Below are 26,197 nucleotides of genomic sequence, written 5' to 3' on the forward strand. Positions count from 1 at the left end.
GCAGCCCCGCTCCTTCGACCAGCACTCCATCAGCGACGGGACGACGTCAGTCACGGGACGACGCCAGTCGCGGGACGACGTCAGTCGGCGGCGGGTGCCTTCTTGGCGGCGGTGGCCTTCTTCGGTGCCGCCTTCCTCGGTGCGGCCTTCGAGGCTGCCGCCTTCGACGCCGTCTTCGAGGCGGCGGCCTTGGTGGCGGCGGACTTCGAGGCAGCGGCCTTGGTGGCACCGGCCTTTGCGGGCACCTTCTTGGCGGGCGCCTTCTTGGCGGCGGCCTTCTTCTTCGGCGCCGGACCCTTCGCTCGCTTCTCGGCGAGCATCTCGGAGGCTTCCTCCAGGGTCAGTGCCTCCGGGGTCTGGCCGCGTCGCAGCGAGGCGTTCGTCTCCCCGTCGGTGACGTACGGGCCGAACCGGCCGTCCTTGATGACCAGCGGCTTCTCGGTCAGCGGGTCGGCGCCCATCTCGCGCAGTGGCGGCGCGGCGGCCCGCCGTTGCCGGTTCTTCGGGGCGGCCAGCAGGGCCAGCGCCTCGTCCAGCGTGACGGTGAACATTTTGTCTTCGGAGTCCAGCGAACGGAACTCGTCGCCCTGCTTGACGTACGGGCCGTAGCGGCCGTTGTTGGCCACCACCTCGGCGCCGTCCGGCGCCACCCCGATCACCCGGGGCAGGCTGAGCAGCTTGAGCGCCTCGTCGAAGGTGAGCGAGTCCGGGGACTGCGAGCGCAGCAGCGAGGACTTGCGGTCGCCACTGGCCACGTACGGGCCGAAGCGGCCGGACTTGAGCAGGATCGGCTCGCCGGTCGCCGGGTCGTCGCCGAGCTTGCGCTCGCCCCCGCCGCCGAGGAACAGCTCGTGGACCTTCTCCGGGGTCAGCTCGTCCGGCGCGATGCCCTCGGGGATCGGTGCCCGGTCGCCCGGGGCCGCGCCCTCCTCGCCCTCGGCGACCGGTGCCTGCTCCTCGCCGGGCACCCGACGCTGGAGGTACGGCCCGTACCGGCCGACCCGCACCACGACCTCGCGTCCCTCGTCGTCGCTGAAGAGCGGGATCGAGTTGACGCTGCGCGCGTCGATGTCGCTGAGGTTCTCGGTGACCAGCTTCTTGAGCCCACCGGAGCGGGCGATGTCCTGGTCGCCGGCACCGTTGGTGGTGCCGAAGTAGAACGCGGTGAGGAAGTCGACGGCCGCGTGGTCACCACCGGCGATCTCGTCCAGCTCGTTCTCCATGCTGGCCGTGAAGTCGTAGTCGATCAGGCGCGGGTAGTGCCGCTCCATCAGCCCGATCACCGCGAACGCGAGGAACGACGGGATCATCGCCTGCCCGCGCTTCACCACGTACCCGCGGTCCTGGATGGTCTGCATGATCGACGCGTACGTGGAGGGGCGGCCGATGCCCAGCTCCTCCAGCGCCTTGACCAGCGACGCCTCGGTGTAGCGGGCGGGCGGCTGGGTGTGGTGGCCCTGCGCCGCCAACTGGTCGGCGGTCAGCGGCTGGTCCTTGACCAGGTTGGGCAGCCGGCGCTCGGCGTCCTCGGCCTCGGCGTTCTCGTCGTCGCTGGACTCGACGTAGGCGCGCAGGAAGCCCGGGTCGGTGATGGTCTTGCCGGTGGCGCCGAAGTCGGCCTCCTCGCCACCGGTGGTGGTGGCCCGGATCCGGACCGAGACGCTGGAGCCGACCGCGTCGGTCATCTGCGAGGCGATGGTGCGCCGCCAGATCAGCTCGTAGAGCTTGAACTCCTCGGCCGACAGCTCCTTGGCCACCTCGCCCGGGGTGCGGAAGTTGTCCCCGGCCGGGCGGATCGCCTCGTGCGCCTCCTGCGCGTTCTTCACCTTGCCGGTGTAGCGGCGCGGCTCCGGCGGCACGCTGCGCTCGCCGTACAGCTCGACGATCTGTCGGCGGGCCGCCGCGATGGCGGTGTCCGACAGGCTCACCGAGTCGGTACGCATGTAGGTGATGTAGCCGTTCTCGTAGAGCCGCTGCGCGGTACGCATCGTCTGCTGCGACGAGAACCGCAGCTTGCGGGCTGCCTCCTGCTGGAGCGTGGAGGTGATGAAGGGCGCGTACGGGCGGCGACGGTACGGCTTCTCCTCGACCCGGGTGACGGTGAACGGCCGCCCGTCGAGGCGGGCGGCGAGCCCCCGCGCGCCGCTCTCGTCCAGGTGCACCACGCCGGCACCGGGCTTGACCCGGCCGGTGGTGGGCTCGAAGTCCTTGCCGGTGGCGATCCGGTCGCCGTTGAGCGCGACCAGGGTGGCGTTGAAGGTGCGCGGCCCCTCACCGGCGTTCGTCACGGCGAGCGTGGCCAGGATGTCCCAGTACTCGGCGGTGCGGAAGGCCATCCGCTGCCGCTCCCGCTCGACCACGATCCGGGTCGCCACGGACTGCACCCGGCCCGCCGAGAGCCTCGGCATGACCTTCTTCCACAGCACCGGGGAGACCTCGTAGCCGTAGAGGCGGTCGAGGATCCGCCGGGCCTCCTGGGCGTCGACCAGGTCGCGGTCGATCTCCCGGGGGTTGGCCACCGCCGCCTGGATCGCCGGCTTGGTGATCTCGTGGAAGACCATCCGCCGGACCGGCACCTTCGGCTTGAGCGTCTCCACCAGGTGCCAGGCGATCGCTTCGCCCTCGCGGTCCTCGTCCGTCGCCAGGAAGATCTCGTCGACCTCCTTGGCGAGCTTGGTCAGCTTGCTGATCTGCTGTTTGCGGTCGGCGGAGACGACGTAGAGGGCGTGGAAGCCGTTGTCGACGTCGACACCGAGCCGGGCCCAGGACTCGCCCTTGTACCGGGCGGGCACGTCGGCGGCGTTACGCGGCAGGTCGCGGACATGCCCGAAGCTGGCCTCCACGACGTACCCCGGGCCGAGATAGCCCGAGATCGTCTTGGCCTTCGCCGGGGACTCGACGATGACCAGACGGGTGGTTCCAGCTTTGCTCGGCACGTCTGCTTCGACCTCTTTCCTGCTCAGGGCCGCACCAGCGCCCAGTTCCGGGCGCACTCGACCCACCGATACCCAGCGGTCCGGATGTCCAACGTAACGCGCCGTCCGTGTTTCGGGTTTCGCGGGCGGCAATTCGCTCGGGACGATCTGTGGTCGCGCCGGACGGCGTCACCGTACACCCTGAGTAGGGCATCGAACGGGTCACTGTGATCAGGGCGGCCCCTCGGTGGAGGTGCAACCCGGCCGATTCTCCCTGTGTTCCCCGACGCCCGGCTGTCTTCGATCGGACAGCCGGCGACGGATCAGTCGCGGGTCGGCCAGGTGCCGGGCGGTGCCGCGTCCGGACGTTCGCCGACCAGCTCCGCGAGCCGCGCCGACCGGCGTCGACCGGCGATCCGGTACGCCGGTCCGCCCGCATCCGGCGCGAGCAGTTCGCCGGTCAGTCCGACCGCGTGCAGCGCCGCGCCGACCGCCGCCCACCGATCCGGATCGGTGCCGCCGAGCTGAAGGACGAAGTCGGGCGTTTCGGCCACCCCGGCCGCGGCCAGCCAGAGCCTCAGCCGACGGCCGTCGAGCTGGAAACCGGGGGGTGGAGACTGGGTCGGGCCGCGCAGCCAGGCCGCCGCCAGCGGCACGATCGTCCGGGTGTACGCCGTCCGCACCGAGTACCGCCGGTCCCCGGCCGGCTCCCAGGTCGCCCGTACGCCCCGACGACCCAGCTCGGTGACGAGCACGTGCACCCGCCAGGCGGCGTCCACCTCCACCGACAGGCGGGCGGTCCCGCCCATCCGGTGCACCTCCCCCGGCCCGGCGAGCAGCCCGGCCAGGTCGGCGACGCCAGGCTCCCCGGTCTCCGCGCCGAAGAAGACCAGTTGCCGCTCGTCGGTGACGCCCCGCTCGGGCACCGCAGGGCGTTCGACCGGCTCGCCGCGTCGGCGTGTCGCGGACCCGGCCGGGTCGGGCACCGGGAAGGTCACCGGCAGCGGTGTGGCCGCCGGTGTCTCTCCGGAACCGCTCAACGGCATTCAGGTACCTCGTCGAAGGCGCGCTTCAACTCCTCCGAGTTGAGCCGGCTGGTGTCCAGCGCGCTGGCGTCGTACTCCTGCTGGAGGGTCTCCACCGCGGTCCGGACGCCGTCGTAGAAGGCGCCGGCCTCCCCGATGCCGAGCCCGTCGATGGTGGTGCGGGCCCGGCCGTAGGCGTCCCGCATCGAGGCGAGCGCGGCCCGGAAACCGACGGAGACCTCCTCGCCCTGCTCGACCTTGGGCACACCGGCCTGCTCCACCTTGAGCCGCGCGGTCTCGCTGGCCTCCTCGGCACCGGCGAAGAGGCGAACCAGGTTCTCCTTGGCCTGCGCGGGGGTGGTCTGGGCGGTCATCTGCTCGTTGGTGCTGCTGGTCAACTTGCTGATCTCGGCCCGCCACGGGCTCAGCGCGGTGCACACCGACGCCGCCCACGCCCGAGGACTCGGACCGCTGGAGCCGCAGGCGGCGGCCAGCAGGACCAGCGTAGCCAGGACCACCGTGAGCTTTCCGGCGGTCGCCGCCCGGCAGGTACGCATGCGTTGCAGGGTACGGCTTCTCCTCGCAGTCGGCACCGGTCAGGTGTACGGGCCGTACAGGCGAGCGGTCCCCGGTCGGCGACGAACCGACCGGGGACCGCGGTGCCGACGGGCGTCAGGCCTTGATCGCCTCCGGACGCGGGTCGGCGGTGCCGGTGCCACCGGCGTCGTCGCCCTCGTCCATCGCCACGCTCTGGCGCTTGCTGTACACCACCGCCCCGACGATGATCAGCGTCGCCACCAGCGCGACTCCGACCCGCAGGCCGACATTGCGGTCGTCGCCGACGCTCCACGCCACCACGGCCGGCGCGATCAGCAGCGAGACCAGGTTCATCACCTTGAGCAGCGGGTTGATGGCGGGGCCGGCGGTGTCCTTGAACGGGTCACCGACGGTGTCGCCGATGACGGTCGCCGCGTGCGCCTCGGAGCCCTTGCCGCCGTACGCGCCGTCCTCGACCATCTTCTTGCTGTTGTCCCAGGCGCCGCCGGAGTTGGCCAGGAAGACCGCCATCAGCGTGCCCGCCCCGATCGCACCGGCCAGGTACGACGCCAGCGCGCCGGGCCCGAGGCCGAAACCGACCGCGATCGGTGCCAGGATCGCCAGCAGACCGGGGGTCAGCAGCTCGCGCTGCGCGTCCCGGGTGCAGATGTCGACGACCTTGCCGTACTCCGGCCGCTGGGTCCGGTCCATGATCCCGGGCAGCTCGCGGAACTGCCGACGCACCTCCATCACCACGGCACCGGCCGAGCGGGAGACCGCGTTGATGGCCAGGCCGGAGAAGAGGAACACCACCGCCGCACCGATGATCAGGCCAACCAGGTTCTGCGGGTTGGCCACGTTCAGCGCGTTGAGGATCATGTCGTCGACGTCGCCCACTCCGGCGTCGCCGTACGCGCTGCGCAGTGAATCGGTGTAGGAACCGAACAGCGCGGTCGCGGCCAGCACGGCGGTGGCGATCGCGATGCCCTTGGTGATCGCCTTGGTGGTGTTGCCGACGGCGTCCAGCTCGGTCAGCGTCCGGGCACCGTGCTCGTCGATGTCACCGGACATCTCGGCCACGCCCTGGGCGTTGTCGGAGATCGGACCGAAGGTGTCCATCGCGACGATCACGCCGACGGTGGTGAGCAGACCGGTACCGGCCAGCGCCACGGCGAACAGCGAGAGGGTGATCGAGCCGCCGCCCAGGAGGAAGGCGCCGAACACACCGGCGGCGATGAGCAGCGCCGAGTAGACCGCCGACTCCAGGCCGACGCTGATGCCGGCGAGGATGACGGTGGCCGCTCCGGTCTGCGAGCTCTTGCCGATGTCCTGCACCGGCCGACGGTTGGTCTCGGTGAAGTAGCCGGTGAGCGCCTGGATCGCGGCGGCCAGCACGATGCCGATGACGACCGCGCCGATCACCACGCCACGCGGGCCGAACGGCGGGTCGCCGCCGTCCACGCCGAGGCTCTCCCGCCAGTTGTCGCCGAGCTGCGCGGCCCAGGTGGGCTGGAGGTAGAAGACCGTGGCGACCGCGACCAGCACCGCCGAGATCAGCGCGGAGAGGTAGAAGGCCCGGTTGATCGCGGTCAGCGCGTTACGGTCGGACGCGCGCAGCCGGGTGATGAAGACGCCGATGATGGCGACCAGCACACCGATGGTGGAGATGATCAACGGGAGCACCAGGCCGTCGGTCCCGAACGCGGCGCGGCCCAGGATGAGCGCCGCGACCAGGGTGACCGCGTACGACTCGAACAGGTCGGCGGCCATGCCGGCGCAGTCACCGACGTTGTCGCCCACGTTGTCGGCGATGGTCGCGGCGTTGCGCGGGTCGTCCTCGGGAATGCCCTGCTCGACCTTGCCGACCAGGTCCGCGCCGACGTCGGCCGCCTTGGTGAAGATGCCACCGCCGACCCGCATGAACATGGCCAGCAGGGCGGCACCGAAGCCGAAGCCCTCCAGCACCGTCGGCGCGTCGCCCCGGAAGATCAGCACGACCAGCGCGGCACCGAAGAGGCCGAGGCCGACGGTGAGGAAGCCGACCACGCCACCGGTCCGGAAGGCGATCTTCATGGCCGCTTCCCGGCCGCCTTCGCGTTCCCGGGCGGCGGCGGCCACGCGCAGGTTGGCCCGGGTGGCCAGCCACATGCCGGCGCCACCGATGAAGGCACTGAACAGCGCGCCGACCACGAAGAAGAGCGAGCGCCCGATCTTCACCGCGGTCTCGCTGCCGTCGGTGTTGTGCACCGGCAGCAGGAACAGCAGGACCACGGCGATCACCACGAAGATCGCCAGCGTCCGGAACTGCCGGATCAGGTAGGCCGAGGCGCCCTCCTGCACGGCCCCGGAGATCTCCTGCATGTTGGTGGTGCCCTTGCCGGCGGCCAACACGGTCTTCGTCAACGCGGCGGCGAAGGCGAGCGCGACCAACGCGATCACCGCGGCGATGACGACGTACGTGACATTGGCTCCGGTTAGGGAGATCCCGCCGCCCTCGGCGGCCAAGGTGTCGGACATCTGTGTCCTCCTGTGCCGAACAACGCACCGGCCGGTGGAGACGCACCGGCCGGTGCCTGTATGCGAATTCGCAAGTGCGCGCCACCCACCCCGGCGAAACCGGCGACGGACGCCCATCTGCGCTGGCTGCCCGGTGGATCACTTGCTGACAACCCGGGTACTGTAGCCCTCCGCAGTGTTCGAGGTCACACCGAGGTGGCACCATCGGCCGATGATCTTCGTCGCTGTGTTATGAAACGAAATCTGATATAGGAACGGGTCCATGCGAACGGGCTCGTATTCCCAGTCCAGGGAATACGAGCCCGATGATTCGACGACACCGCGCCACGAATGCCGCATTCCGCGGCGCTGATCTGATGCGCGGGCGGCCGGCGGTGCCGACCGGTCAGCGACCGACCGGCCAGACCATCCGCACCTCGGTGCCGACGCCCTCGTCGACCGGCCGCACCTGAAGGTCCTCGACGAAACCGGCGAGCAGGGCGAATCCGACACCGGTGGTGAGGTCGTCCTCGTTCAGGGACTCGTTGGCCAGTTGGTCGGCGTCGAGCGCGGTGAGACCGATGCTCGCCTCGATCGGCGCCCGGTCCACCACCCGCACCGCGTACGACCCGGAGTCGGACATCTCGACCAGCACCGGATCGGGCACGCCGTACTGGCGGTGCAGGGCGACCGCGCGGGTACACGCCTCGCCGATGGCCAGGCGCACCTCGTCGAGCAGGTCCTCGCGGACACCGGCCCGTCGGGCCACCGCCACGCCGACCAGGCGGGCGGTGCGGACGTGCACCGGCGCCGGGGAGAAGGAGAGCCGGACCGTCGCCATCACGCGCCGGTACCGGTCGCCGCTTCGACCGTGGGATGCAGCGGGAATACCTGGTCCAGCGCGGTGATCCGGAAGATCTTGAGCAGCGGCTCCTTGTCGCAGACCAGCGAGAAGGAGCCGTCGGCGGTCCGCAGGCGCTTGAGCGCGCCGACCAGCACACCCAGGCCGGTGGAGTCGAGGAAGTCCACCCGGCCGAGATCGACCACCACGTGCCGGGCCCCGGAGTCGATCAACTCCAGAAGCCGCTCACGCAGCCGGGGGGCGGTGTAGACATCCACCTCACCGCCGACCTCGAGCACCGTGTGCTCCCCCACGGTGCGGGTCGCCAGCGACAGCTCCATCGGTCCTCCCTTGCGCAGCCGTAAGCTCTCTGGCATCTAACCATTACCCCCGAAGGCGCCTGACGACTCACGGACCCGCTTCCGACCTGCAGACGCGACGATTTCCCATTTCCGAACACCAGTGCGAGAGTGCAGAACGTGACCCCGGCAGCTCCCGTCTCCGCCGGCAGCGGCCCGGATCGACCGCCGCCGGGCGAGCTGCTGCGCCGACTGCGCCAGCGACACGCCACCGACCCGATCACCCACGTCGAGCGGGTGCCACCCCGCTCCGGGATCGCGGTGCCGTGGCCGGCCTGGGCACCGGAGGACCTGCGAGTCGCGTACGCCCGACGTGGGGTGACGGCGCCCTGGCGGCACCAGGCCGAGGCGGCCGGTCTCACGTACGACCGGCAGCACGTCGTGGTGGCCACCGGCACCGCGTCCGGCAAGTCGCTGGCGTACCAGCTGCCCGCCCTGTCCACCCTGCTGGCCGACCCGCGCGCCACGGTGCTCTACCTGGCACCGACCAAGGCGCTCGCCGCCGACCAGTTACGCGCCATCGCCACGCTGGAGATCGAGGGCGTACGACCGTCCTGCTACGACGGTGACACCCCCCGCGCCGAACGCGAGTGGATCCGTCGCCACTCCCGGTTCGTGCTGACCAACCCGGACATGCTGCACCACGGCATCCTGCCCGGCCACGCCCAGTGGTCGGGGTTCCTGCGCCGCCTGGCGTACGTGGTGGTCGACGAGTGCCACGTCTACCGGGGCGTGTTCGGCTCGCACGTGGCCCACGTGCTGCGACGGCTGCGGCGGCAGTGCGCCCGCTACCGCCCCGCCACGGGCGACCCAGGCCCGACCTTCGTGCTCGCCTCGGCCACCTCCGGCGACCCCGCCGACGCGGCCGGGCGACTGACCGGCCTGCCGGTGACGGCGGTCACCGAGGACACCTCACCGAGAGCCGGGGTGACCTTCGCGCTCTGGGAGCCACCCCTGCTCCCGTCCGACCCGGCCGCGATCCCCTCCCCCCGCCCGGCACCCACCGACTCCGATTCCGCCCCCTCTGGCCCGTCGCCCGCCGGCCCGCCTCCCGGCGGCCCCGCGCACGAGGCGACCGACCTCACCCAGGTGCGGCGGTCGGCGTTACGGGAGACCGCCGACCTGCTCGCCGACACCGTCGCCTCGGGCGTACGCACCCTGGCCTTCGTCCGGTCCCGCCGAGGCGCCGAGGTGGTCGCCACCAGCACCCGACGCAGCCTCGACGAGGCGGTCCCCGGGCTGGGCGACCGGGTCGCCGCGTACCGGGGCGGCTACCTGCGCGAGGAACGCCGGGAACTGGAACGCGCACTGCTGCACGGGGACCTGCTCGGGCTCGCCTCGACCAACGCACTGGAGCTGGGCGTCGACCTGATCGGCCTGGACGCGGTGCTGATCTGCGGCTACCCGGGCACCCGGGCCTCGCTGTGGCAGCAGGCGGGGCGGGCCGGGCGATCCGGTCAGGAGGCGCTCGCCGTGCTGATCGCCCGGGACGACCCACTCGACACCTACCTGGTGCACCATCCGGAGGCGGTGTTCGGGGCACCGGTGGAGGCCACCGTGCTCGACCCGGCGAACGCGTACGTGCTCGGGCCGCAGCTGGCCTGCGCGGCGGCCGAGGCCCCGCTGACCGACGCCGACCTGGCGCTGTTCGGTGACGGCGCGAAGGACACGGTCGCGGCGTTGGTCGAGGCGGGCGCGCTGCGGCAGCGGCCGACCGGCTGGTACTGGCGGCACCGGGAGCGACCCGAGGTGGACCTGCGCGGCGACGGCGGCGCACCGGTCTGCGTGGTGGAGGCGGCGACCGGCCGGCTGCTCGGCACCGTCGACGGCGGTTCGGCGCACTTCCTGCTGCACTCCGGCGCGGTTTATCTGCACCAGGGCGTGTCGTACGTGGTCCACACGCTCGACCTCGACGACGGATGCGCGCTGGTGCACCCCGAGGAGCCGGACTGGTCCACCCACGCGCGGGACGTCACCTCACTGTCGGTGGTGTCGGTGCGCTCGTACGTCGACGCCGGACCGGTCGGACTGTTCCTCGGCGAGGTGGACGTCACGAGCCAGGTGGTGTCGTACCAGCGGCGGCGGATCGCCACCGGCGAGGTGATCGACACCCGCCCGTTGGACCTGCCGGCGCGGGAGCTGCGTACGGTCGCGGTCTGGTTCACCCTCTCCCCCGAGTCGCTGGCGGCAGCCGGGGTAGACCCGGCCGACGTGCCGGGCGGGCTGCACGCCGCCGAACACGCCGCGATCGGGCTGCTGCCGCTGGTGGCCACCTGTGACCGGTGGGACATCGGCGGGTTGTCGACGGCGGTGCACCCGGACACCGAGGCCCCGACGGTCTTCGTCTACGACGGTCACCCCGGCGGCGCGGGCTTCGCCGAGCGGGCGTACGGCATGGCGTCGTCCTGGCTGCGCGCCACCCGGGACGCGATCGCCGAATGCGGCTGCGAGCACGGCTGCCCCTCCTGCGTCCAGTCGCCGAAATGCGGCAACGGCAACAACCCGTTGTCGAAGCCGGACGCGATCAGGGTGTTGGACGTGGTGCTGGCGAACCTGCCGGAATGAGCGGGCAGGCATGAGATCCGGTCGCTCCGGGCATTGATGGATGGGAGCGCTTCCATCGAGCGCCATGACCATCAGTCCGTCGTCGCCGCCGTCACATGGAGGAGGAGCCGTGGCCGACACCATCGCCGAGACCGTCGAGCTGCTCTACACCATCGACCAGGAGAAGCTCGACATCGACCAGCAGATCGCCCTCGGTACGGCGCTCGCCACCCTGGCCCAGGCCGAACGGCTGGACCAGATCAACGAGCGGCTCCGTACCATCCACCAACTCCTCACCACCTGGTCCCACCGGTCGGCTGTCGACGGTGTCCGCTGACCTGACACTCAGCGCCGGGTCGCTTGCCGAGCTGTGCGACACTCCGGCGCACCACGATCGAGGAGATTCTCATGCAGCTCGATAGCTTGCAGGCGCAGCACCAGTTCCACATCCGCCAGCGGTTACGTTTCATGGTCAACCAATACGAGGTGCACAGCGTCGCGCCGGACGGCTCCGAGGGCGGTCTGCTGGCGTTCGCACAGCAGAAGCGGCTCGCCTTCAAGGAGCAGGTGACCATCTACGCCGACGACTCCAAGCAGCAGCCGCTGCTCGGGTTCAAGGCCCGTCAGCGCATCGACCTCGGTGCCACGTACGACGTCACCGACCACGCCGGCACCCCGATCGGGCTGTTCCGCAAGGACTTCGCGCAGTCGCTGCTCCGCTCGACGTGGCACGTCGAGCAGGCGGGCCTGCCGAACGTCGTCGGTCAGGAGCGCAGCATGCCGGTGGCGGTACTGCGCCGGTTCGCCGAGTCGTTGTCCTGGCTGCCGTACCACTTCGACTTCGTCGCCAACGGTCAGCCGGTCTTCTCGGTGGTGAAGAAGTGGGGCCTGCGTGACCGCTACGTCGTCGAGATCCAGCACCCGCAGATCGACCGCCGCCTGGTGATCGCCATGGCGATCGCACTCGACGCTCTCCAGGGCCGCTGACCAAGGCGTCGCTCGGCGTCGTCGTCACACGCGGCGTCGTCATACGGCGTCCTCGCTCGGCGTCGTCGCGGGTGGCGGGCTCGTCGGGTGGCGGGCTCGTCGGATGGCTGGCTCGTCGGATGGCTGGCTCGTCGGGTGCGGGCCAGCCACCCGGCCAGCTCGCACCCGACGTGTTCCCGTCCGCGCGGGAACCGCTCACCCGCGCATCGGGCCTGCTCGGGAGGTCGCCGTGGCGACCCGGGAGATCCCGGGCAGCGGACGCACCGACACCTCGGCGGTGACCACCACGTCGATCCCGTCGACCTGGCATCGGACGAGCCTGGCGCCGTTGGCGTCGACGAGTTCGGCGGCTTCGGCACACGCCTGCGACTCGTCGTGCAGCGCTCGGCCCGCTCCGGCGAGCGCACCGAAGTCGGCCGCGACCCGCGCCTGGTGTCGCGCCACCCGCGCGGCGCCGATCCCCGCACCGAAGATCCCACTGATCACGAAGATCAGCCCGACCGCCAGCAGGCAGACCGTCGCCCCACCTCGGTCACGCCCGCCGACTCGCCGCCGAGACCGGGACGCTGCCCCGGCCCGGCGGTTCGGGGGCGGGGCGAGGGTCACGGCCTCGGCTCCGGGATTCCGGGCTCGACGGCCGCCACCGCCGTGGCCACGACCACGATCGCGGGCAGGTCGGTGCCGAGGGCACGGACCGGGGCGCGCACGGTCACCCGAACCACCTCGTCGTCCACCACGACGGCCACCTCGGCACCAGGAGGTGCGTGCCGGTGGGCCGCGCTGTCACCCGGCTCGCCCCGGGAGGCGGCGAGCGCCGCCTCCCGGGCCGCGTCCAGGCAGGCCGCCCTGGCGCTGACCGCGTTGACCGCGGTCAACCCGACGAGCAGGAGCAGCAGCAGCGCCGGCAGACCGGCCGCCATCTCGGCGGTGAAGGAACCCCGGTCACGACCGGTCGGCCGGCGCCCGGTCACTTCAGGGCCCGGTCGATGACGGCGGTCAACGCGGACTGCACGCTGTCGGAGGTCAGCACCTTGAGCAGGACGCCTCCGAAGGCCACCGCGGCGAGCGTGCCGACGGCGTACTCGGCGGTGTTCATCCCGGCGTCCCCGCGAAGGCGGGCGAGGATTCTGCGCACGTGTTCGTCCCTTCTCGATGTGTTCACAGCACGTCGCCGAGCACGGCGACGATCACCGGCACCAGACCGGCGAGAATGAAGGCGGGGAGGAAGCAGAGGCCGAGGGGCAGCACGATCAACACGCCCGCACGGCGCGCCGCCGACTCGATCGCGATGGCCCGGTCGGCGCGCAGGTCGTCGGCGAGCCGGGTGAGGGCGCCCGCCAGCGCGGCCCCGCTACTGGCCGACCGGATCGCGGCGGCGCCGATCCGCTGTGCGCCCGGCACCGTCGCCAGGTGTGCCCAGGCTTCCTGCGGCCCACCGCCCAGTTGCAGCGTGCGTCCGACCCGGCCGAGATGGTCGGCGAGCGGACCGCCCAGCGCGTCCGCCACCGCGAGCACCGAGCGTTCGACCGGCGCGCCCGCCCGGAGCGCGGCGGCGAGCAGGTCGGCGGCGAGCGGGAGATCGGCGATGGCCCGCAGTCGCCGGTTCCGGTCCGCCGGTGGCTCGATCCGCCGGAGCAGCCGGTCGAGCAGGAGCGCGGTGGGCAGCGCCGCCACCAGGCCGGGCCATCCCCCGACCAGTACGGCCACGGCCACGCCCGCCAGTCCGGCGGCGAGTCGTACCCGGTCCACTCGACGACCCGCCCCGGCACCGGGAACCGGTGGCGCGGCCTTCTGTCGCCCGCCGGACCTCGACGAACTCGCGGTGCTCGCTGGTCCGGGCGGGCCGTCGGCGCCGCTGCCACGGCGGGTGGCAGTCGACGGGCTCGCACCTGCCAACCGGCGCAACCGCCGCCGAGGTCGGCGCCGACCGACCAGGACCACGGCGATCAGGACGACGCCGACCAGCACCGCCGCAGCCAGCGTGCCGTCGGTCAGGGCGGCAGCGATCGGGCGGAGCATCAGCCGGCTCCGGCGGGCGTGGCACCGAGCCGGTCCGCCCAGAGCAGTCCGACCGCCTGAAGCACGACGGCCGCGACCGCACAGGCACCACCTATCGGGGTGCGCAACAGCACCTGGAGCGGGTCGACCCCGATGCCGTAGCCGAGAGCTATGCCACCCACCGGAAGGGCGGCCAACAGCCAGGCGGTGGCGCGGGCTCCGGCGGCCTGAGCTGCCGCCGCACCCAGTCCCCGATCCGTCGACCGGGCGTCGGCTTCGATCCGCTCCACCAGCTCGGCCAGCGGAGCACCCGTCCGGTCGGCCAGCCGCACCGCCGCCTCCGCCAACCGTCTCGGCCGATCGTCGAGTACGTCTGTTCCCCTCGTCGCTCGGCTGCCGGCACCACTGTCGGCGGCGCGCGTGCCGTCGTCGCGGCTCGTCGCCCGCCCGGCGGCGACACCGACCTGATCCGGGCCGCTGGAGCGCAGCGCCGCCACAGCCACCGGAACCGGCAGTCCGGCCCGGAGGTCGGCGGCGAGGGCACAGAGTTGGTCCAGCCGCTCCCGCTGCGCCTGTGCCGCCCGTGCCGTCGCGCGACCGCGCAGCAGGGCCCGTACGCCCACGGCCCCGTACCCGGCCAGCGCGACCGCCGCCACCGGACCGCCGAGCAGTCCACCCACCGTCGCGCCGAGCAGCATGATCAGCAACAGGGCTCTCGCGTGTGGCATCCCGGCCAGCCGAGCGTTCGGGAGGTGGCGCGCCCGATGCTCCTGGCGCTCGCTCGCCCGGTGCGGGGCAGGCGTCGCGTCCAGCGTCGGCGCGGACCCGTCCTCCGGGATCGTCGGCGCGTCGAGCGGACGCTGCTTCGCTCCGGCCGTCGCCACGAGCGGCGTCACGCCTGGTCGCGTGACCGGCGGTGGTGTGGTGGTAAGGCCGCCGCGAATCGGTCGACGCGCGTCACCGCGCCCCGGCGGGTGCGAGCCCGCCGTCGAGTTCGGCGAGGTAGGACGCGTCGTCGCAGGTCGCAGATCGGCCAGCGGCGGGACCACACAGGACTGGGTCGGCTCGCCCACCGACCGCAGGGTGGCCACCCACTCGATCAGCGGATCATCGGCCCGGTCGTCGCGCGACCGGCCCGGGAACACCCGGGTACGGACCGGCCGGATCACGACCACACCGAGCCCGAGCAGCATCCCGGCCACCCACAGGTATCCGCCGCTCATGCCGGGCCTGCCGATCCGGGCCACGGCTCGGACAGGATCGGCGGCACCGCGACGTCCCGATTTTTGATCATGGTGCCGAGTGCCCGGCCCGCGAACCCGAGCCCGCGACCTCGGATCCAGGCGGGTACTGCGGTGACCAGCCGTTCCGGTCCCTCCGGCAGGAGCAGGCAGACCGACTCCAGCAGCCGCCCCTGCGGCGTACGACGGATCTGGAACACCACCTGCAGGGCCGCTGCGACCTGGGCGTGCAACGCCGGACGGGGCAGCCCGCCGAGCAATCCCAGCGCCTCCAACCGGGCCGGTACGTCCGACGGGGTGTTGGCGTGCAGTGTTCCCGCACCGCCGTCGTGACCCGTGTTGAGTGCGGCGAGCAGATCCACCACCTCGCCGCCCCGGCACTCGCCGACGACCAGCCGATCGGGCCGCATCCGTAGCGCCTGCCGCACGAGCTCGCTCAGACCGACCGCGCCGGAGCCCTCCACGTTGGCGGTACGGGCTTGCAACCCCACCACGTGCGGGTGCACCGGCCGAAGCTCTGCGGCGTCCTCGACAAGCACGATCCGTTCGGTGGCCGGCACCAGCGAGAGCAGCGTGTTCAACAGGGTCGTCTTGCCGGACCCGGTGCCCCCGATCACCAGGTACGCGAGGCGGGCCGCCACCACGGCGGCGAGCACCGGCGCGACCGGCCGGGCCACCGCACCCTGCTCGACCAGCTCGTCCAGGGTGAACGGCCGCTGCCGGAAGGTACGCAACGACAGGTACGGCCCGTCGGTCGCCACCGGCGGCAGTACGGCGTGCATCCGGGTGCCGTCGGACAGTCGGGCGTCGACGCACGGCGCACCGTCGTCGAGGCGACGACCGGCTCCGGCGGCGAGCCGCTGCGCGAGCCTACGTACGTCGTCCACGCTGCCCACCGGCACCGGGACCTGGTGCAGCCCCTGACCTCGGTCGACCCACACCCGTACGCCGTTGACCAGCACGTCTGTCACCTCCGGATCGACCAACAGCGGGGCGAGCGGACCGGCGCCCACCAGGTCGTCGCGCACCCGGTCGGCCATCCGCAGCAGGGCGGTGTCCCCGAGTACGGCGGCGTCGGGCTCGGCGCGTACCGCAGAGACGATCGCGGCCGGGGTGACCGGCGTGGTGGCGGCGGCGATCCGCTGCCGTACCCGGGCGGCGAGGCTCTCCCCGCTCACGCCGCACCCGCCGTGGCGCTCCGACCGGTCAGGTCGGTGACGATCCGCTGGCAGAGGTCGGCCAGCGGACCGCGCCCGGTGGCCGCCGGCGCCTCACCACGCTCCAGGCCCCGGCACAGGCCCGGCTCCGGCCGCAGACTGCCGGCGAGCGGCAACCCGAGCGCCTTGGCCAACTCGGTCGCCCGCAACCGGCCGGGGGCCGGGCCACGCACGACGACCGACAGGTCGTGGCAGTGCGGACCGGCCATCGCCACCACCCGTGCCGCCGCAGCGGTCGCCCGCAACTCGGCGGGCACGACCACGAAGACCCGGTCGGCGGCCTGGAGCGCGGTGACCGCCGCGTCATCGAGATACCGGGGCAGGTCGACCACCACGAAGTCCCGGCCGCGTCGGGCCGCGTCCAGCGTGGCCGCCATCGCCTCGGCCGGCACCGCGACCAGGTCACCGCGATCCCAGGAGAGGACCACCAGATCACCCCGACTGGGCAACGCCCGTACCAGGGCGGGGGCGTCCACCCGGCCGTCCGCCCCGGTCAGTGCCGGCCAACGGAGGCCCTCCAACTGCTCCCAGCCCAGCACCAGGTCGAGGCCGCCGCCGAGCGGATCGGCGTCGAGCAGCAGGGTCCGCAGCCGGGTACGGGCGGCGGTGACCGCGAGCCCACCAGCCAGGATGCTGGCTCCGGCGCCACCTCGGCCGCCCAGGACGGCGACCACCCGGCCACCCGGTGCGTCCCCGACACCGCTCTCGGCGAACCGGTCGACCAGCCACGGCTCGGCGGCCGGCAACACCGCGACGTGCTCGGCACCGAGCAGGTCCGCGACCTGCCAGCTCGACTCGACGTCCCCGCCCCGGCCCACCAGAACCAGCCGCGATCGTCGCGGCAGCCGGGCCCGCAGGCAGGGCTGCGCCTGATCGCTGCCGACGATCACCAGCGGGGCGGACCGCCAGCGGGTCCGGGCGGCCGCCGGGTCGGCGGCGACCTCCACCTCGACACCTCCGGCGGCGGCGAGCCGCAGCAGGTCGTCGAGCAGGTCACCGTCCCCGGTCACGACCAGCGGCGGAGGCGGGTGCGGCGGGACGGAGGTACGGGCGGGCATCGTGGCCTCCAGCGGTCGGCAGGGGTTGGCTGTGCCGAACCCTGCCGCCCGAAGCAGTCTCGACGCCGCCCCGTGGGGTCAACCTGTGGACAACCAGGTCTCCTGTGGACAACGCCCATAGTCAGAGTCGATCTGCTATGTGGACGATCGCACATCGCGTTCAAATCGCCTTCGATCGGCCATAGCGGGGCGTCATGGAAAGCACGCATAATCGACGGTCTGCGCCGTCGGCGGAACGGCATCCCTCGCTGGATCGAGGTCATGAAGCAGTCGCCAGATCACGAGCAACCCCGCGTCGAGCCGAGACTCCGGGTCGGCCCCTGGCTGTTCGACCCGCGCTCCCACGCCGCGCCACCCACGCGACCGGAGTTGCCCGCGCGCCCGACACGGCTCGCGTTGCCGGCCGCACCGGTCACCCGCGACGGCGAACCATGGACACCGCTGACCGTCGCGTCCGAACCCGTCGTCGTCCCCGCCGAACCGGCACGCCACGGCACCGGCCGGACGAGCCACCGGCTCCTGCTGGCCGGGGTCGCCACCGCCGTACTGGGCCTGATGCTCACCCTGCTCTGGCCCGCGCCGGAAGCCCCGACGACCGCCGCGCCGGAGCGACCCTCCGGCTGGGTCGCACCGCAGCCGCCGATCCCGGCCGGGACCTCGCAGCGTCCCGCCACCGGCACGCCGTCGGCCTCGTCCTCCGTCGGCGGAGTCTCCTCCACCCGACCCCTGCCGCCCACCACGGCGTCCGCACCGACCCGGTCGCCGTCGACGTCGGCCCCACGGACCGATCCACCCCGCACCCCGGGTACGCCGACCAGCCGACCGACGTCCGCACCGAGCCGCCCGCCGAGCCCTCCACCGACCACCCGGCCACCCGAGCCGCAACCTCACCGACTCGCCCCGCTGCCCGGCGGACACGAACGGTGGCTACGCTCGGTCGGCGGCGGCCCCGAGACCAGCATCGAGTTCGTCAACTCCACCAACCGCACGGTGACCGTGCACTGGCTGGATCACCAGGGACAGCGCAGGCAGTACCGAGTCCTGCAACCGAACACGTCGTACCGGCAACACACGTACGTCGGACACCCCTGGGTCGTCACCGACCGACGCGGCCGGGCCCTGGCCTGTTTCGAGCCGGTCCGTGCGCCGGCCCGCGCTCTCATCGGCTAGCCGCGGACGTCCTCCCGCCACCGGTCGATGGCCCGACGGACCTCCGCGATCAGGTCCTCCGCCCTGGACACCGTGTCGGCGATTTCCTGCTTGGACCGGCCCGGCGAGGCCAGCAACGCGTGAACGCGATCGGCGAAGTCCGGAGGCGCCGCAGGCAGCGCTGCGGTCGATGCGACCATGCCCTTCTCGTTGATCAACCATTGGCGGGCATGGCCGTGCAGTGCCTGACACACGACGCCAACGGCGCGGAACAGGCATCCAGCCGCGTAGGTCGGATCGTTGCCAGCCGCCCCGTAGCCGGCTAAGCCGGTGGTGAAGTCGGCCTCCCACAGTCCGCCCACAAGAGCGTCACCGAGCGCGGTCGGATACTCGCGGGCCTGCGCCCGTAGGTCTGTCACTTCACCAGTGGGATCGGCTAACACCTGGCCCAACGCCACCTCACCGGCATAGGCGTGTGAGTAGAAGCCCAAGGGGTGGCCCGGCTGAACACCGACCTCATATCGGCCGACCTGGCAGTCTTCCCAGATCCGTTTCACGCGGTCGAGGTCACGATAGATCCAATCCACACGCCATCGGCCGACCGTCAGCCAGCCACCGCCGTCGACCCACGGCCCCCAACCGCCGGGCTCCGTCACCTCGACCGGCCGGTCTGCCAACTCCGCCGCCAGGGCACGCAACGCGTCGATGTCGAGGCCGTCTCGGTAGTACAGGCCCAGGTCGATGTCCGAGTCAGGACGGTGAGTGCCGCGTGCTCGACTGCCACCCAGTGCCACCGCCACCACCCCGTCTACCTCTTGCAGCCGGCGGGACAGCGCAGAGAGCGCCTCAAGGTCCATGGCCTGGATTGGAGCACGTCACGGTCAGCAGCCGCTGCTCACTTATGGGCCCGAGGACTACACGGAACGGGAAAGGGACGACCCCCGTCGGGGGGAGACGGGGGTCGTCGGAGGTTCGGCTCCGGGGGGGTCGAGCCGAACCCGCTCAGCGGTCACGGGGGGTGCAACCGCCGAGAGTCTGCCGGTTGTACGAGATGTGAATACTCGTGCTACGAACAAGTCTGCCTGAGCGGACCTGTGTACGTCGAGTGGTGTAGCCTCCACTCCCCGCAGATTCCTTTTCGCAGAGTGTGACTGCAGTCACCCTTCGCATGCGGCGGGGAGGCCGACCCGCAGGTCCGCACGGTCCTTGGCCCCCGGGCATCCGCCGACGATAGACCATCGGGCTAGACTTTCGCGCCGTGGGCCGAAGTGCCGCTTTCTTCGATCTGGACAAGACCGTCATCGCCAAGTCGAGCGCCCTGGCGTTCGGTCGGCCGTTCTACCGGGACGGGCTGATCACTCGGCGTGACGTCGTCAAGTCGGCGTACGCGCAGCTGATGTTCCGGCTGGGCGGCACCGACGAGCAGACCATGGCCAGAACCAGGGACTACCTCGCCACCCTGTGCAAGGGGTGGCAGGTGGAGCAGGTCCGCCAGCTCGTCGCCGAGACACTGCACGAGCTGATCAACCCCTACGTGTACGCCGAGGCCGCCGCCCTCATCGAGGAGCACCAGGCGGCGGGGCGGGACGTGGTGCTGGTCTCCGCCTCCGGCGAGGAGATGGTCCGCCCGATCGGCGCGCTGCTCGGGGTCACCGACGTGATCGCCACCCGGATGGGTGTGGTGGACGGGCGGTACAGCGGCGAGGTCGAGTTCTATGCGGCCGGTCCGAGCAAGGTCGAGGCGGTCAGCGAGCTGGCCGAGGCGCGCGGGTACGACCTGGCCGACTCGTTCGCGTACTCCGACTCGTACACCGATCGGCCGTTGTTGGAGTGCGTGGGGCATCCCAGCGTGGTCAACCCGGACCGGCAGTTGCGCAAGCTCGCGGTGGAGAACGCCTGGCCGGTGCTGGAGTTCCGGCACCCGATCCCGCTGGGTCGGCGGCTGCGGGAGCGGCCGGGCGTCCCGGTGGCGGCGGCCGCGCTCGGCGTGGGTGTCGGGGTGGCGATCGGCATCGCCTGGTACGGGCGGCACCGCCGGACCCGCGCGGGCAGCTCGGCCTGATCCCCGCCCCTCGTCAAGCGGCGGCCAGGACCTCGTCGCCGATGGCGGTGAGCTGGTCGGCGCCCACCTCGACGGCGGACATGTAGTGGCGTAGCCACGACCGGAGCCCGTCGGGTGTCCCGGTGGCGAAGGCTCCGGCCGCGCCGACGTACTCCGGCTCGCGTTCCCGGTGCCCGACGTCGACCGGCAGCAGGCCGCGTGGGTCGACGCCGCTGGCCAGCAGCACCAGGCGGGCCGCACCCCGGGCCACCACGCCGGAGGGGCCGGCGAAGGGACGCAGGTTCAGCAGTTCCCCGTGTACCACGGCGGCGAGCACCAGCGGGGTGACCCTGGTGCCGCCGGCCACCAGCCCGGCCAGCGCGTCGAGGCGGGCGGCCACCACCGGGTCGTCGACCGGGCGGCCCAGGTCGGGCTGGTCGACGATGTCGCGGGCGGCGAGTACGTGCAGCTTCGCGAGGGCCTGTCGGGGCGCTCGGGGCCAGAGGTCGATCAGCCCGGGGAGCGCACCGGCGACGCGCAGGGCGCCCTGGAGGACCGGTTCGGTGACGGTGCCGGCGCGTACCGCCTCACGGTCGTGGGGCCGGCCTTCCAGGCCGGCGCTGGCCACCGCGGACCGCAGGCCGACCTCGGCCACGACCGGGCCGCCGTGGCGGCGCAGCGCGCGGTGGCCGAGTGCCTGGTCGAAGCGGGCGCGGGCGCGCGCGACGGCGTCGGCGACGTCGGCGAGGTCGAGCAGGGGCGCGAGCGGGTCGGCGGTCATCCCGTCACGCTATCGACCCGGCTGTCCGCGCCGAGCACGAGTCGGCGGTGGCGGGGTGCCGCAGGTGTTAGGAAGGGACCCTTCCTATGCACGAGGCGTTAATAAGGTGCCCTTCCTTACATCTCGGCGCGTGGGAGGGGCCGTTGGGCGACGAGGGCGGACGAGATCGGTCGCCTGGCGCGTCCGCCCCGGCTAACCTGCCCGGAAGAGAGGCAGGTCACCCCGAGCGACGAGGAGTCACCGCATGAGCGAGGCATTGGCCAATCTGCTGAACGAGACGCGCCAGTTCCCGCCGCCGGCCGAACTCGCCGCCGCCGCCAACGTCACCGCGGACGCGTACGTCGAGGCCGAGAACGACCGGCTGGCCTTCTGGGAGCGCCAGGCCGGGCGGCTGACCTGGGCGAAGCAGTGGGACCAGGTGTTGGACTGGTCGACCCCGCCGTTCGCGAAGTGGTTCGTGGGTGGGCAGCTCAACGTGGCGTACAACTGTCTGGACCGGCACGTCGAGGCGGGTCGGGGCGACAAGGTGGCGATCCACTGGGAGGGCGAGCCGGGCGACACCCGGACCATCACCTACGCCGACCTGCACCGGATGACGTGCCAGGCGGCGAACGCCCTCACCGACCTCGGGGTGGTCGCCGGTGACCGGGTGGCGATCTATCTGCCGATGATCCCGGAGGCGGCGGTCGCGATGCTGGCCTGCGCCCGGATCGGCGCGACGCACAGCGTGGTCTTCGGCGGCTTCTCCGCCGAGTCGCTGACCAACCGGATCCAGGACGCCACCGCCAAGGTCGTGATCACCGCCGACGGCGGTTACCGCCGGGGCAAGCCGTCGGCGCTCAAGCCGACCGTGGACGACGCGGTGGCGAACTGCCCGTCGGTGGAGCACGTGCTGGTGGTACGGCGTACCGGCGAGCAGGTCGGCTGGTCGGAGCGGGACCACTGGTGGCACGAGACGGTGGAGCAGGCGTCGACCGAGCACGCCGCGCAGCCGTTCGACGCCGAGCACCCGCTGTTCATCCTGTACACCAGCGGCACCACGGCCCGCCCGAAGGGCATCCTGCACACCACCGGCGGGTACCTGACCCAGACCTCGTACACCTCGCACGCGGTCTTCGACCTGAAGCCGGAGAGCGACGTCTACTGGTGCACGGCGGACATCGGCTGGGTGACCGGCCACTCCTACATCGTGTACGGCCCGCTCTCCAACGGCGTCAGCCAGGTCATGTACGAGGGCACCCCGGACACCCCGCACAAGGGCCGCTTCTGGGAGATCGTCGACAAGTACGGCGTCACGATCCTCTACACGGCACCGACGTTGATCCGCACGATGATGAAGTGGGGCGACGAGATCCCCGCGGAGTACAGCCTCTCCACGCTCCGCCTGCTCGGCAGCGTCGGCGAACCGATCAATCCCGAGGCCTGGATGTGGTACAGGCAGCACGTCGGGCGGGGCGAACTGCCGATCGTGGACACCTGGTGGCAGACCGAGACCGGCGCCATGATGATCTCGCCGTTGCCCGGGGTGACCGCCGCGAAGCCGGGTTCGGCGATGACGCCGCTGCCGGGTGTCAGCGCCGACGTGGTGGACGACCAGGGTCAGTCGGTGCCGAACGGCGGCGGCGGGTACCTGGTGCTGCGGGAGCCGTGGCCGTCGATGCTGCGCACCATCTGGGGCGACGACAACCGGTTCATCGAGACGTACTGGTCCCGGTTCGGCGCGGGGGTGAGCGGCAACGCCGACGACCCGTGGGTCTACTTCGCCGGTGACGGGGCAAAGAAGGACGACGACGGGCACCTCTGGCTGCTCGGCCGGGTCGACGACGTCATGCTGGTCTCCGGGCACAACATCTCCACCACGGAGGTGGAGTCGGCGCTGGTGTCGCACCCGTCGGTGGCGGAGGCGGCGGTGGTCGGCGCCACCGACCCGACGACCGGTCAGGCGATCGTGGCGTTCGCGATCCCGCGCGGCAGCATCGACACCGCCGGTGAGGCCGGTGAGCAGCTCATCGCCGACCTGCGCAACCACGTGGCGAAGACGCTCGGCCCGATCGCCAAGCCGCGCCAGATCATGTTGGTGCCGGAGCTGCCGAAGACCCGCTCCGGCAAGATCATGCGCCGGCTGCTGCGGGACGTGGCGGAGAACAGGTCGTTGGGCGACGTGACCACGTTGCAGGACTCGTCGGTGATGGACCTGATCGCCTCCGGCATGGGCGGGGGCAAGTCCGACGAGGACTGACGGATAGGCGTACCACTCGACGGGTGGCGGTCCGACGCGGACCGCCACCCGTCGATGTCTGTCCGGACCTGCGCGGACGTCGGGTGGCCGCCGCCGAGGGCTGTGACAGTGAAAACGCCTGCCAACAACTCGGTGCCACAAAATCGACGCATACCCCTTCCCCTGTAGCCCCACGAGTGCCTATGTTCACCAGTGGCCCCATCCGTAGGGGCCTATTTCACCGGTCCACAACCCCCGACGGGCCGGTTCCCTCAATCCGGAGGTACCACGTGCGGAAAGTCGCAGTGGGTCTGCTCGGGCTCTCGCTGACCGCGACAGGGTTGACGGTCGGCGCTTCCGCCGCCGCCGCGCCTGCCACGGTGCCGTCGGCCCAGTCGATCGCGGAGCCCGCCCACGCCGAACACGACCTGCCGAACCCGCTGGAGGACAAGCGCCGCGCCCTGCGCGAGCAGGGTCTGAGCGAGGTTCTCTCGGGTCGGGCCGAGGCGGAGCGGATCAACGGCAGCACGGTGGTCAAGGTCGGCGAGCGGGCCACCAAGGGTGGCAAGGCCGGCCGCAACGCCAAGACCACCAAGGGCGGCAAGGGCCCGACCGAGAAGCAGTACGTCGAACTGTCGCGGGAGAAGACCGACCGGATCTTCGTGATCCTCGCCGAGTTCGGCAACGAGCGACACCCGGACTACCCCGACCAGGACACCGACCCCGACACCCCCGGCCCGGTTCGGTTCGACGGACCGATGCACAACGAGATCCCGGAGCCGGACCGCCGGGTGGACAACTCCACCGTCTGGCAGCCGGACTACGACGCCGACCACTTCCGGAAGCTGTACTTCGGCACCGGCCCCGGCGACGAGTCGGTGAAGCAGTACTACGAGGCCCAGTCCTCCGGGCGCTACAGCGTCGACGGTGTCGTCACCGACTGGGTGAAGGTCAACTACAACCAGGCCCGGTACGGGCGCTCAAGCGGCTACCCGTGCGACGGGATCGTCTGCAACAACGTGTGGGCGCTGGTGCGCGACGCCGCCAACAAGTGGGTCGCCGACCAGAAGGCGGCCGGACGGACCGACGCGGAGATCGCCGCCGACGTGCGGGCGATGGACCAGTGGGACCGGTACGACCACGACGGTGACGGCGACTTCAACGAGCCGGACGGCTACATCGACCACTTCCAGATCGTGCACGCCGGTGGTGACATGGCCGACGGCGACCCGATCTACGGCGAGGACGCGATCTGGAGCCACCGCTGGTACGCGTACGCCTCCGACCAGGGACGCACCGGCCCGCCGAACTTCCCGGCCGGCGGCACCCAGATCGGCGACACCGGAATCTGGATCGGTGACTACACGATCCAGCCGGAGAACGGCGGTCGCAGCGTCTTCTACCACGAGTACGCCCACGACCTCGGCCTGCCGGACGACTACAACGTCATCAGCGGCGGCGACAACAACAACGAGCACTGGACCCTGATGGCCCAGAGCCGCCTCGGCGCCAAGAACGACGGCGGTATCGGCGAGCGCGGCGGTGACCTCGGTGCGTGGAACAAGCTCCAGCTCGGCTGGCTCGACTACGAGGTGATCGTGGCTGGGCAGAAGCGCACGCTGGTGCTCGGCCCACAGGAATACAACACCAAGGAGGCCCAGGCCGCCGTGGTGGTGCTGCCCGAACGGGAGTACACGTTCGAGAACGGTGCGCCGTTCGAGGGCGACAAGCAGTTCTTCTCCGGCAACGCCGACGACCTGAACAGCACCATGACCAGGACGTTCGATCTGAGTGGGGCGTCATCGGCAAGCGTCTCGCTGAAGGGCCGCTACAGCATCGAGGCGGACTTCGACTACCTGTTCTTCGAGACCTCCACCGACGGCGGGCAGACCTGGACGCCGCAGCCCGGCACCGCCGACGGCCGCCCGTTCAAGGAGATCTCCCCCGGCCGGTACGCGCTGGACGGCAGCACCGACGACGAGTGGGTGGACGTCCAGGTCCCGCTGGACTCGGTGGCCGGCAACAGCGTCGGGTTCCGCCTGCGCTACCAGACGGACGGCGCGGTCGCCGAGGGCGGGTTCTTCGGTGACGCGATCACGCTGACCGCCGACGGGCAGACGGTCTTCGTCGACGGTGCCGAGGACGGTGCCACCGGCTGGACGCTGGCCGGCGGGTTCGAGGTAGTCGAGGAGACGTACACCCGCAGCTTCCCGAACTACTACATCGCCGGGACGCGGCAGTACATCTCGTACGACAAGTACCTCAAGACCGGCCCGTACTTCTTCGGGTACGCCAACACCAAGCCGGACTTCGTGGACCACTACGCGTACCAGGAGGGTCTGCTGATCTCGTACTGGAACACCCGGTGGTCGGACAACGACACGTTCGCGCACCCGGGCGAGGGCCGGAACCTGATCATCGACTCCCGGCCCCGGCCGATCTACAACCTGACCGGTCAGCCCTGGCGGGCTCGGATCCAGGTGTACGACGCGCCGTTCAGCCTCAAGAAGGCGGACTCGTTCACGCTGCACCTCAACAGCCAGCCCCAGTACATCCGGGGTCAGGCCGCGCAGCCGCTGTTCGACGACACCAAGCAGTACTGGTTCCCGGAGCTGCCCAACCACGGCGTCAAGCTCCCGGCCACCGGCACCAAGATCAAGGTGCTGGAGCAGGACGGCATCTACACCAAGGTCCGGTTCTCCTGAGCCATCGACCTGACACGACGACGCCCCGGGCAGCCCATCTGCCCGGGGCGTCGCCCCTGCCGGCCCGGTGGTCCGGTCGGCCCGC

Annotated in this window: 22 protein-coding genes; 7 read left to right on the forward strand and 15 right to left on the reverse strand. The window is 71.7% G+C overall.

Features of this window, described 5'->3' with window-relative positions; genetic code table 11:
- Positions 1-80: 80 nt before the first annotated feature.
- The 6 genes from topA to ACIBO1_RS03625 form a co-directional block, all read right to left on the reverse strand.
- The gene (gene topA / locus ACIBO1_RS03600) at positions 81-2,936 is read right to left on the reverse strand and encodes a type I DNA topoisomerase (protein WP_396741073.1); all 2,856 of its coding nucleotides are present in this window, start codon (positions 2,934-2,936) and stop codon (positions 81-83) included.
- 302 nt (positions 2,937-3,238) lie between these two features.
- Positions 3,239-3,961, reverse strand: a complete 723-nt coding sequence (locus ACIBO1_RS03605; RefSeq protein WP_396741074.1) for a hypothetical protein — start codon at positions 3,959-3,961, stop codon at positions 3,239-3,241.
- A complete protein-coding gene (locus tag ACIBO1_RS03610; protein ID WP_396741075.1) occupies positions 3,952-4,497 on the reverse strand; it encodes a hypothetical protein in 546 nt (181 codons plus the stop codon). The genes ACIBO1_RS03605 and ACIBO1_RS03610 overlap by 10 nt, the downstream gene beginning before the upstream one ends.
- A gap of 115 nt (positions 4,498-4,612) precedes the next feature.
- Positions 4,613-6,994: a sodium-translocating pyrophosphatase gene (locus ACIBO1_RS03615; protein WP_396741076.1), complete on the reverse strand. Its 2,382-nt coding sequence runs from the start codon at positions 6,992-6,994 to the stop codon at positions 4,613-4,615.
- A 385-nt stretch (positions 6,995-7,379) separates the two neighbouring features.
- Positions 7,380-7,817 carry an ATP-binding protein gene (locus ACIBO1_RS03620; RefSeq protein WP_396741077.1) on the reverse strand — a complete coding sequence of 146 codons (438 nt, stop codon included), beginning with the start codon at positions 7,815-7,817 and terminating at the stop codon, positions 7,380-7,382.
- Entirely contained in the window at positions 7,814-8,155 is a 342-nt protein-coding gene (locus ACIBO1_RS03625; RefSeq protein ID WP_396741078.1) for an STAS domain-containing protein, read from the reverse strand. Before ACIBO1_RS03625 ends, ACIBO1_RS03620 begins: the two co-directional genes overlap by 4 nt.
- Positions 8,156-8,293: 138 nt before the next feature.
- On the opposite strand from ACIBO1_RS03625, the gene ACIBO1_RS03630 reads away from it, so the two are divergent.
- The 3 genes from ACIBO1_RS03630 to ACIBO1_RS03640 all read left to right on the forward strand — a co-directional run bounded on the left by ACIBO1_RS03630 (position 8,294) and on the right by ACIBO1_RS03640 (position 11,704).
- Complete coding sequence (locus ACIBO1_RS03630; RefSeq protein ID WP_396741079.1) at positions 8,294-10,738, forward strand: DEAD/DEAH box helicase; 2,445 nt, start codon at positions 8,294-8,296, stop codon at positions 10,736-10,738.
- 109 nt (positions 10,739-10,847) lie between these two features.
- The gene (locus ACIBO1_RS03635) at positions 10,848-11,054 is read left to right on the forward strand and encodes a hypothetical protein (RefSeq protein ID WP_396741080.1); all 207 of its coding nucleotides are present in this window, start codon (positions 10,848-10,850) and stop codon (positions 11,052-11,054) included.
- A gap of 71 nt (positions 11,055-11,125) precedes the next feature.
- Positions 11,126-11,704, forward strand: coding sequence for a hypothetical protein (locus ACIBO1_RS03640; protein WP_396741081.1), 579 nt, complete (start codon positions 11,126-11,128; stop codon positions 11,702-11,704).
- Positions 11,705-11,899: 195 nt separating this feature from the next.
- Here ACIBO1_RS03640 and ACIBO1_RS03645 read toward each other — a convergent pair whose 3' ends face one another.
- The 7 genes from ACIBO1_RS03645 to ssd form a co-directional block, all read right to left on the reverse strand.
- The gene (locus tag ACIBO1_RS03645; protein WP_396741082.1) at positions 11,900-12,310 is read right to left on the reverse strand and encodes an Rv3654c family TadE-like protein; all 411 of its coding nucleotides are present in this window, start codon (positions 12,308-12,310) and stop codon (positions 11,900-11,902) included.
- A complete protein-coding gene (locus ACIBO1_RS03650) occupies positions 12,307-12,675 on the reverse strand; it encodes a TadE family type IV pilus minor pilin (RefSeq protein WP_396741083.1) in 369 nt (122 codons plus the stop codon). The genes ACIBO1_RS03645 and ACIBO1_RS03650 overlap by 4 nt, the downstream gene beginning before the upstream one ends.
- Positions 12,672-12,800 (reverse strand): DUF4244 domain-containing protein, encoded by a 129-nt coding sequence (locus ACIBO1_RS03655; RefSeq protein ID WP_155217386.1) that lies wholly within the window; start codon positions 12,798-12,800, stop codon positions 12,672-12,674. The genes ACIBO1_RS03650 and ACIBO1_RS03655 overlap by 4 nt, the downstream gene beginning before the upstream one ends.
- A 62-nt stretch (positions 12,801-12,862) precedes the next feature.
- Positions 12,863-13,699, reverse strand: coding sequence for a type II secretion system F family protein (locus ACIBO1_RS03660; RefSeq protein WP_396741509.1), 837 nt, complete (start codon positions 13,697-13,699; stop codon positions 12,863-12,865).
- A gap of 23 nt (positions 13,700-13,722) precedes the next feature.
- The gene (locus ACIBO1_RS03665) at positions 13,723-14,925 is read right to left on the reverse strand and encodes a type II secretion system F family protein (RefSeq protein WP_396741084.1); all 1,203 of its coding nucleotides are present in this window, start codon (positions 14,923-14,925) and stop codon (positions 13,723-13,725) included.
- Entirely contained in the window at positions 14,922-16,121 is a 1,200-nt protein-coding gene (locus ACIBO1_RS03670; RefSeq protein WP_396741085.1) for a TadA family conjugal transfer-associated ATPase, read from the reverse strand. Before ACIBO1_RS03670 ends, ACIBO1_RS03665 begins: the two co-directional genes overlap by 4 nt.
- A complete protein-coding gene (gene ssd, locus ACIBO1_RS03675) occupies positions 16,118-17,170 on the reverse strand; it encodes a septum site-determining protein Ssd (RefSeq protein WP_350700605.1) in 1,053 nt (350 codons plus the stop codon). Before ssd ends, ACIBO1_RS03670 begins: the two co-directional genes overlap by 4 nt.
- A gap of 309 nt (positions 17,171-17,479) precedes the next feature.
- Between ssd and ACIBO1_RS03680 the strand changes: the two genes are divergently transcribed.
- Positions 17,480-18,388 carry a hypothetical protein gene (locus ACIBO1_RS03680; RefSeq protein ID WP_396741087.1) on the forward strand — a complete coding sequence of 303 codons (909 nt, stop codon included), beginning with the start codon at positions 17,480-17,482 and terminating at the stop codon, positions 18,386-18,388.
- Here the strand turns inward: ACIBO1_RS03680 and ACIBO1_RS03685 are convergent.
- Positions 18,385-19,224 carry a nucleotidyltransferase domain-containing protein gene (locus ACIBO1_RS03685; protein WP_396741089.1) on the reverse strand — a complete coding sequence of 280 codons (840 nt, stop codon included), beginning with the start codon at positions 19,222-19,224 and terminating at the stop codon, positions 18,385-18,387. The two genes, ACIBO1_RS03680 and ACIBO1_RS03685, sit on opposite strands and share 4 nt — an antisense overlap.
- 401 nt (positions 19,225-19,625) lie before the next feature.
- Here ACIBO1_RS03685 and ACIBO1_RS03690 point away from each other — a divergent pair, with 401 nt between their 5' ends.
- The gene (locus tag ACIBO1_RS03690) at positions 19,626-20,429 is read left to right on the forward strand and encodes an HAD family hydrolase (RefSeq protein ID WP_350697401.1); all 804 of its coding nucleotides are present in this window, start codon (positions 19,626-19,628) and stop codon (positions 20,427-20,429) included.
- Between the two features lie 13 nt (positions 20,430-20,442).
- On the opposite strand, the gene ACIBO1_RS03695 is transcribed toward ACIBO1_RS03690, so the two are convergent.
- Positions 20,443-21,189, reverse strand: a complete 747-nt coding sequence (locus tag ACIBO1_RS03695) for an oxidoreductase (RefSeq protein WP_396741091.1) — start codon at positions 21,187-21,189, stop codon at positions 20,443-20,445.
- 244 nt (positions 21,190-21,433) lie between these two features.
- On the opposite strand from ACIBO1_RS03695, the gene acs reads away from it, so the two are divergent.
- Both acs and ACIBO1_RS03705 read left to right on the forward strand, forming a co-directional pair.
- Entirely contained in the window at positions 21,434-23,428 is a 1,995-nt protein-coding gene (gene acs / locus ACIBO1_RS03700) for an acetate--CoA ligase (RefSeq protein WP_396741093.1), read from the forward strand.
- 284 nt (positions 23,429-23,712) lie between these two features.
- Positions 23,713-26,112 carry an immune inhibitor A domain-containing protein gene (locus ACIBO1_RS03705; RefSeq protein ID WP_396741512.1) on the forward strand — a complete coding sequence of 800 codons (2,400 nt, stop codon included), beginning with the start codon at positions 23,713-23,715 and terminating at the stop codon, positions 26,110-26,112.
- Positions 26,113-26,197 lie beyond the last annotated feature (85 nt).

Origin of the sequence: Micromonospora sp. NPDC049903, from assembly GCF_044460945.1 — a bacterium.
Classification (GTDB): Bacteria; Actinomycetota; Actinomycetes; order Mycobacteriales; family Micromonosporaceae; genus Micromonospora.

Excerpts from the sequence above, each read along its gene's own strand:
- ACIBO1_RS03625 (WP_396741078.1), bottom strand. The coding sequence starts at position 8,155 with ATGGAGCTGTCGCTGGCGACCCGCACCGTGGGGGAGCACACGGTGCTC.
- ACIBO1_RS03640 (WP_396741081.1), top strand. The coding sequence starts at position 11,126 with ATGCAGCTCGATAGCTTGCAGGCGCAGCACCAGTTCCACATCCGCCAG.
- ACIBO1_RS03610 (WP_396741075.1), bottom strand. The coding sequence starts at position 4,497 with ATGCGTACCTGCCGGGCGGCGACCGCCGGAAAGCTCACGGTGGTCCTG.
- acs (WP_396741093.1), top strand. The coding sequence starts at position 21,434 with ATGAGCGAGGCATTGGCCAATCTGCTGAACGAGACGCGCCAGTTCCCG.
- ACIBO1_RS03665 (WP_396741084.1), bottom strand. The coding sequence starts at position 14,925 with ATGAGCGGCGGATACCTGTGGGTGGCCGGGATGCTGCTCGGGCTCGGT.
- ACIBO1_RS03680 (WP_396741087.1), top strand. The coding sequence starts at position 17,480 with ATGAAGCAGTCGCCAGATCACGAGCAACCCCGCGTCGAGCCGAGACTC.
- ACIBO1_RS03605 (WP_396741074.1), bottom strand. The coding sequence starts at position 3,961 with ATGCCGTTGAGCGGTTCCGGAGAGACACCGGCGGCCACACCGCTGCCG.
- ACIBO1_RS03695 (WP_396741091.1), bottom strand. The coding sequence starts at position 21,189 with ATGACCGCCGACCCGCTCGCGCCCCTGCTCGACCTCGCCGACGTCGCC.
- ACIBO1_RS03655 (WP_155217386.1), bottom strand. The coding sequence starts at position 12,800 with ATGAACACCGCCGAGTACGCCGTCGGCACGCTCGCCGCGGTGGCCTTC.
- ACIBO1_RS03685 (WP_396741089.1), bottom strand. The coding sequence starts at position 19,224 with ATGGACCTTGAGGCGCTCTCTGCGCTGTCCCGCCGGCTGCAAGAGGTA.
- ACIBO1_RS03615 (WP_396741076.1), bottom strand. The coding sequence starts at position 6,994 with ATGTCCGACACCTTGGCCGCCGAGGGCGGCGGGATCTCCCTAACCGGA.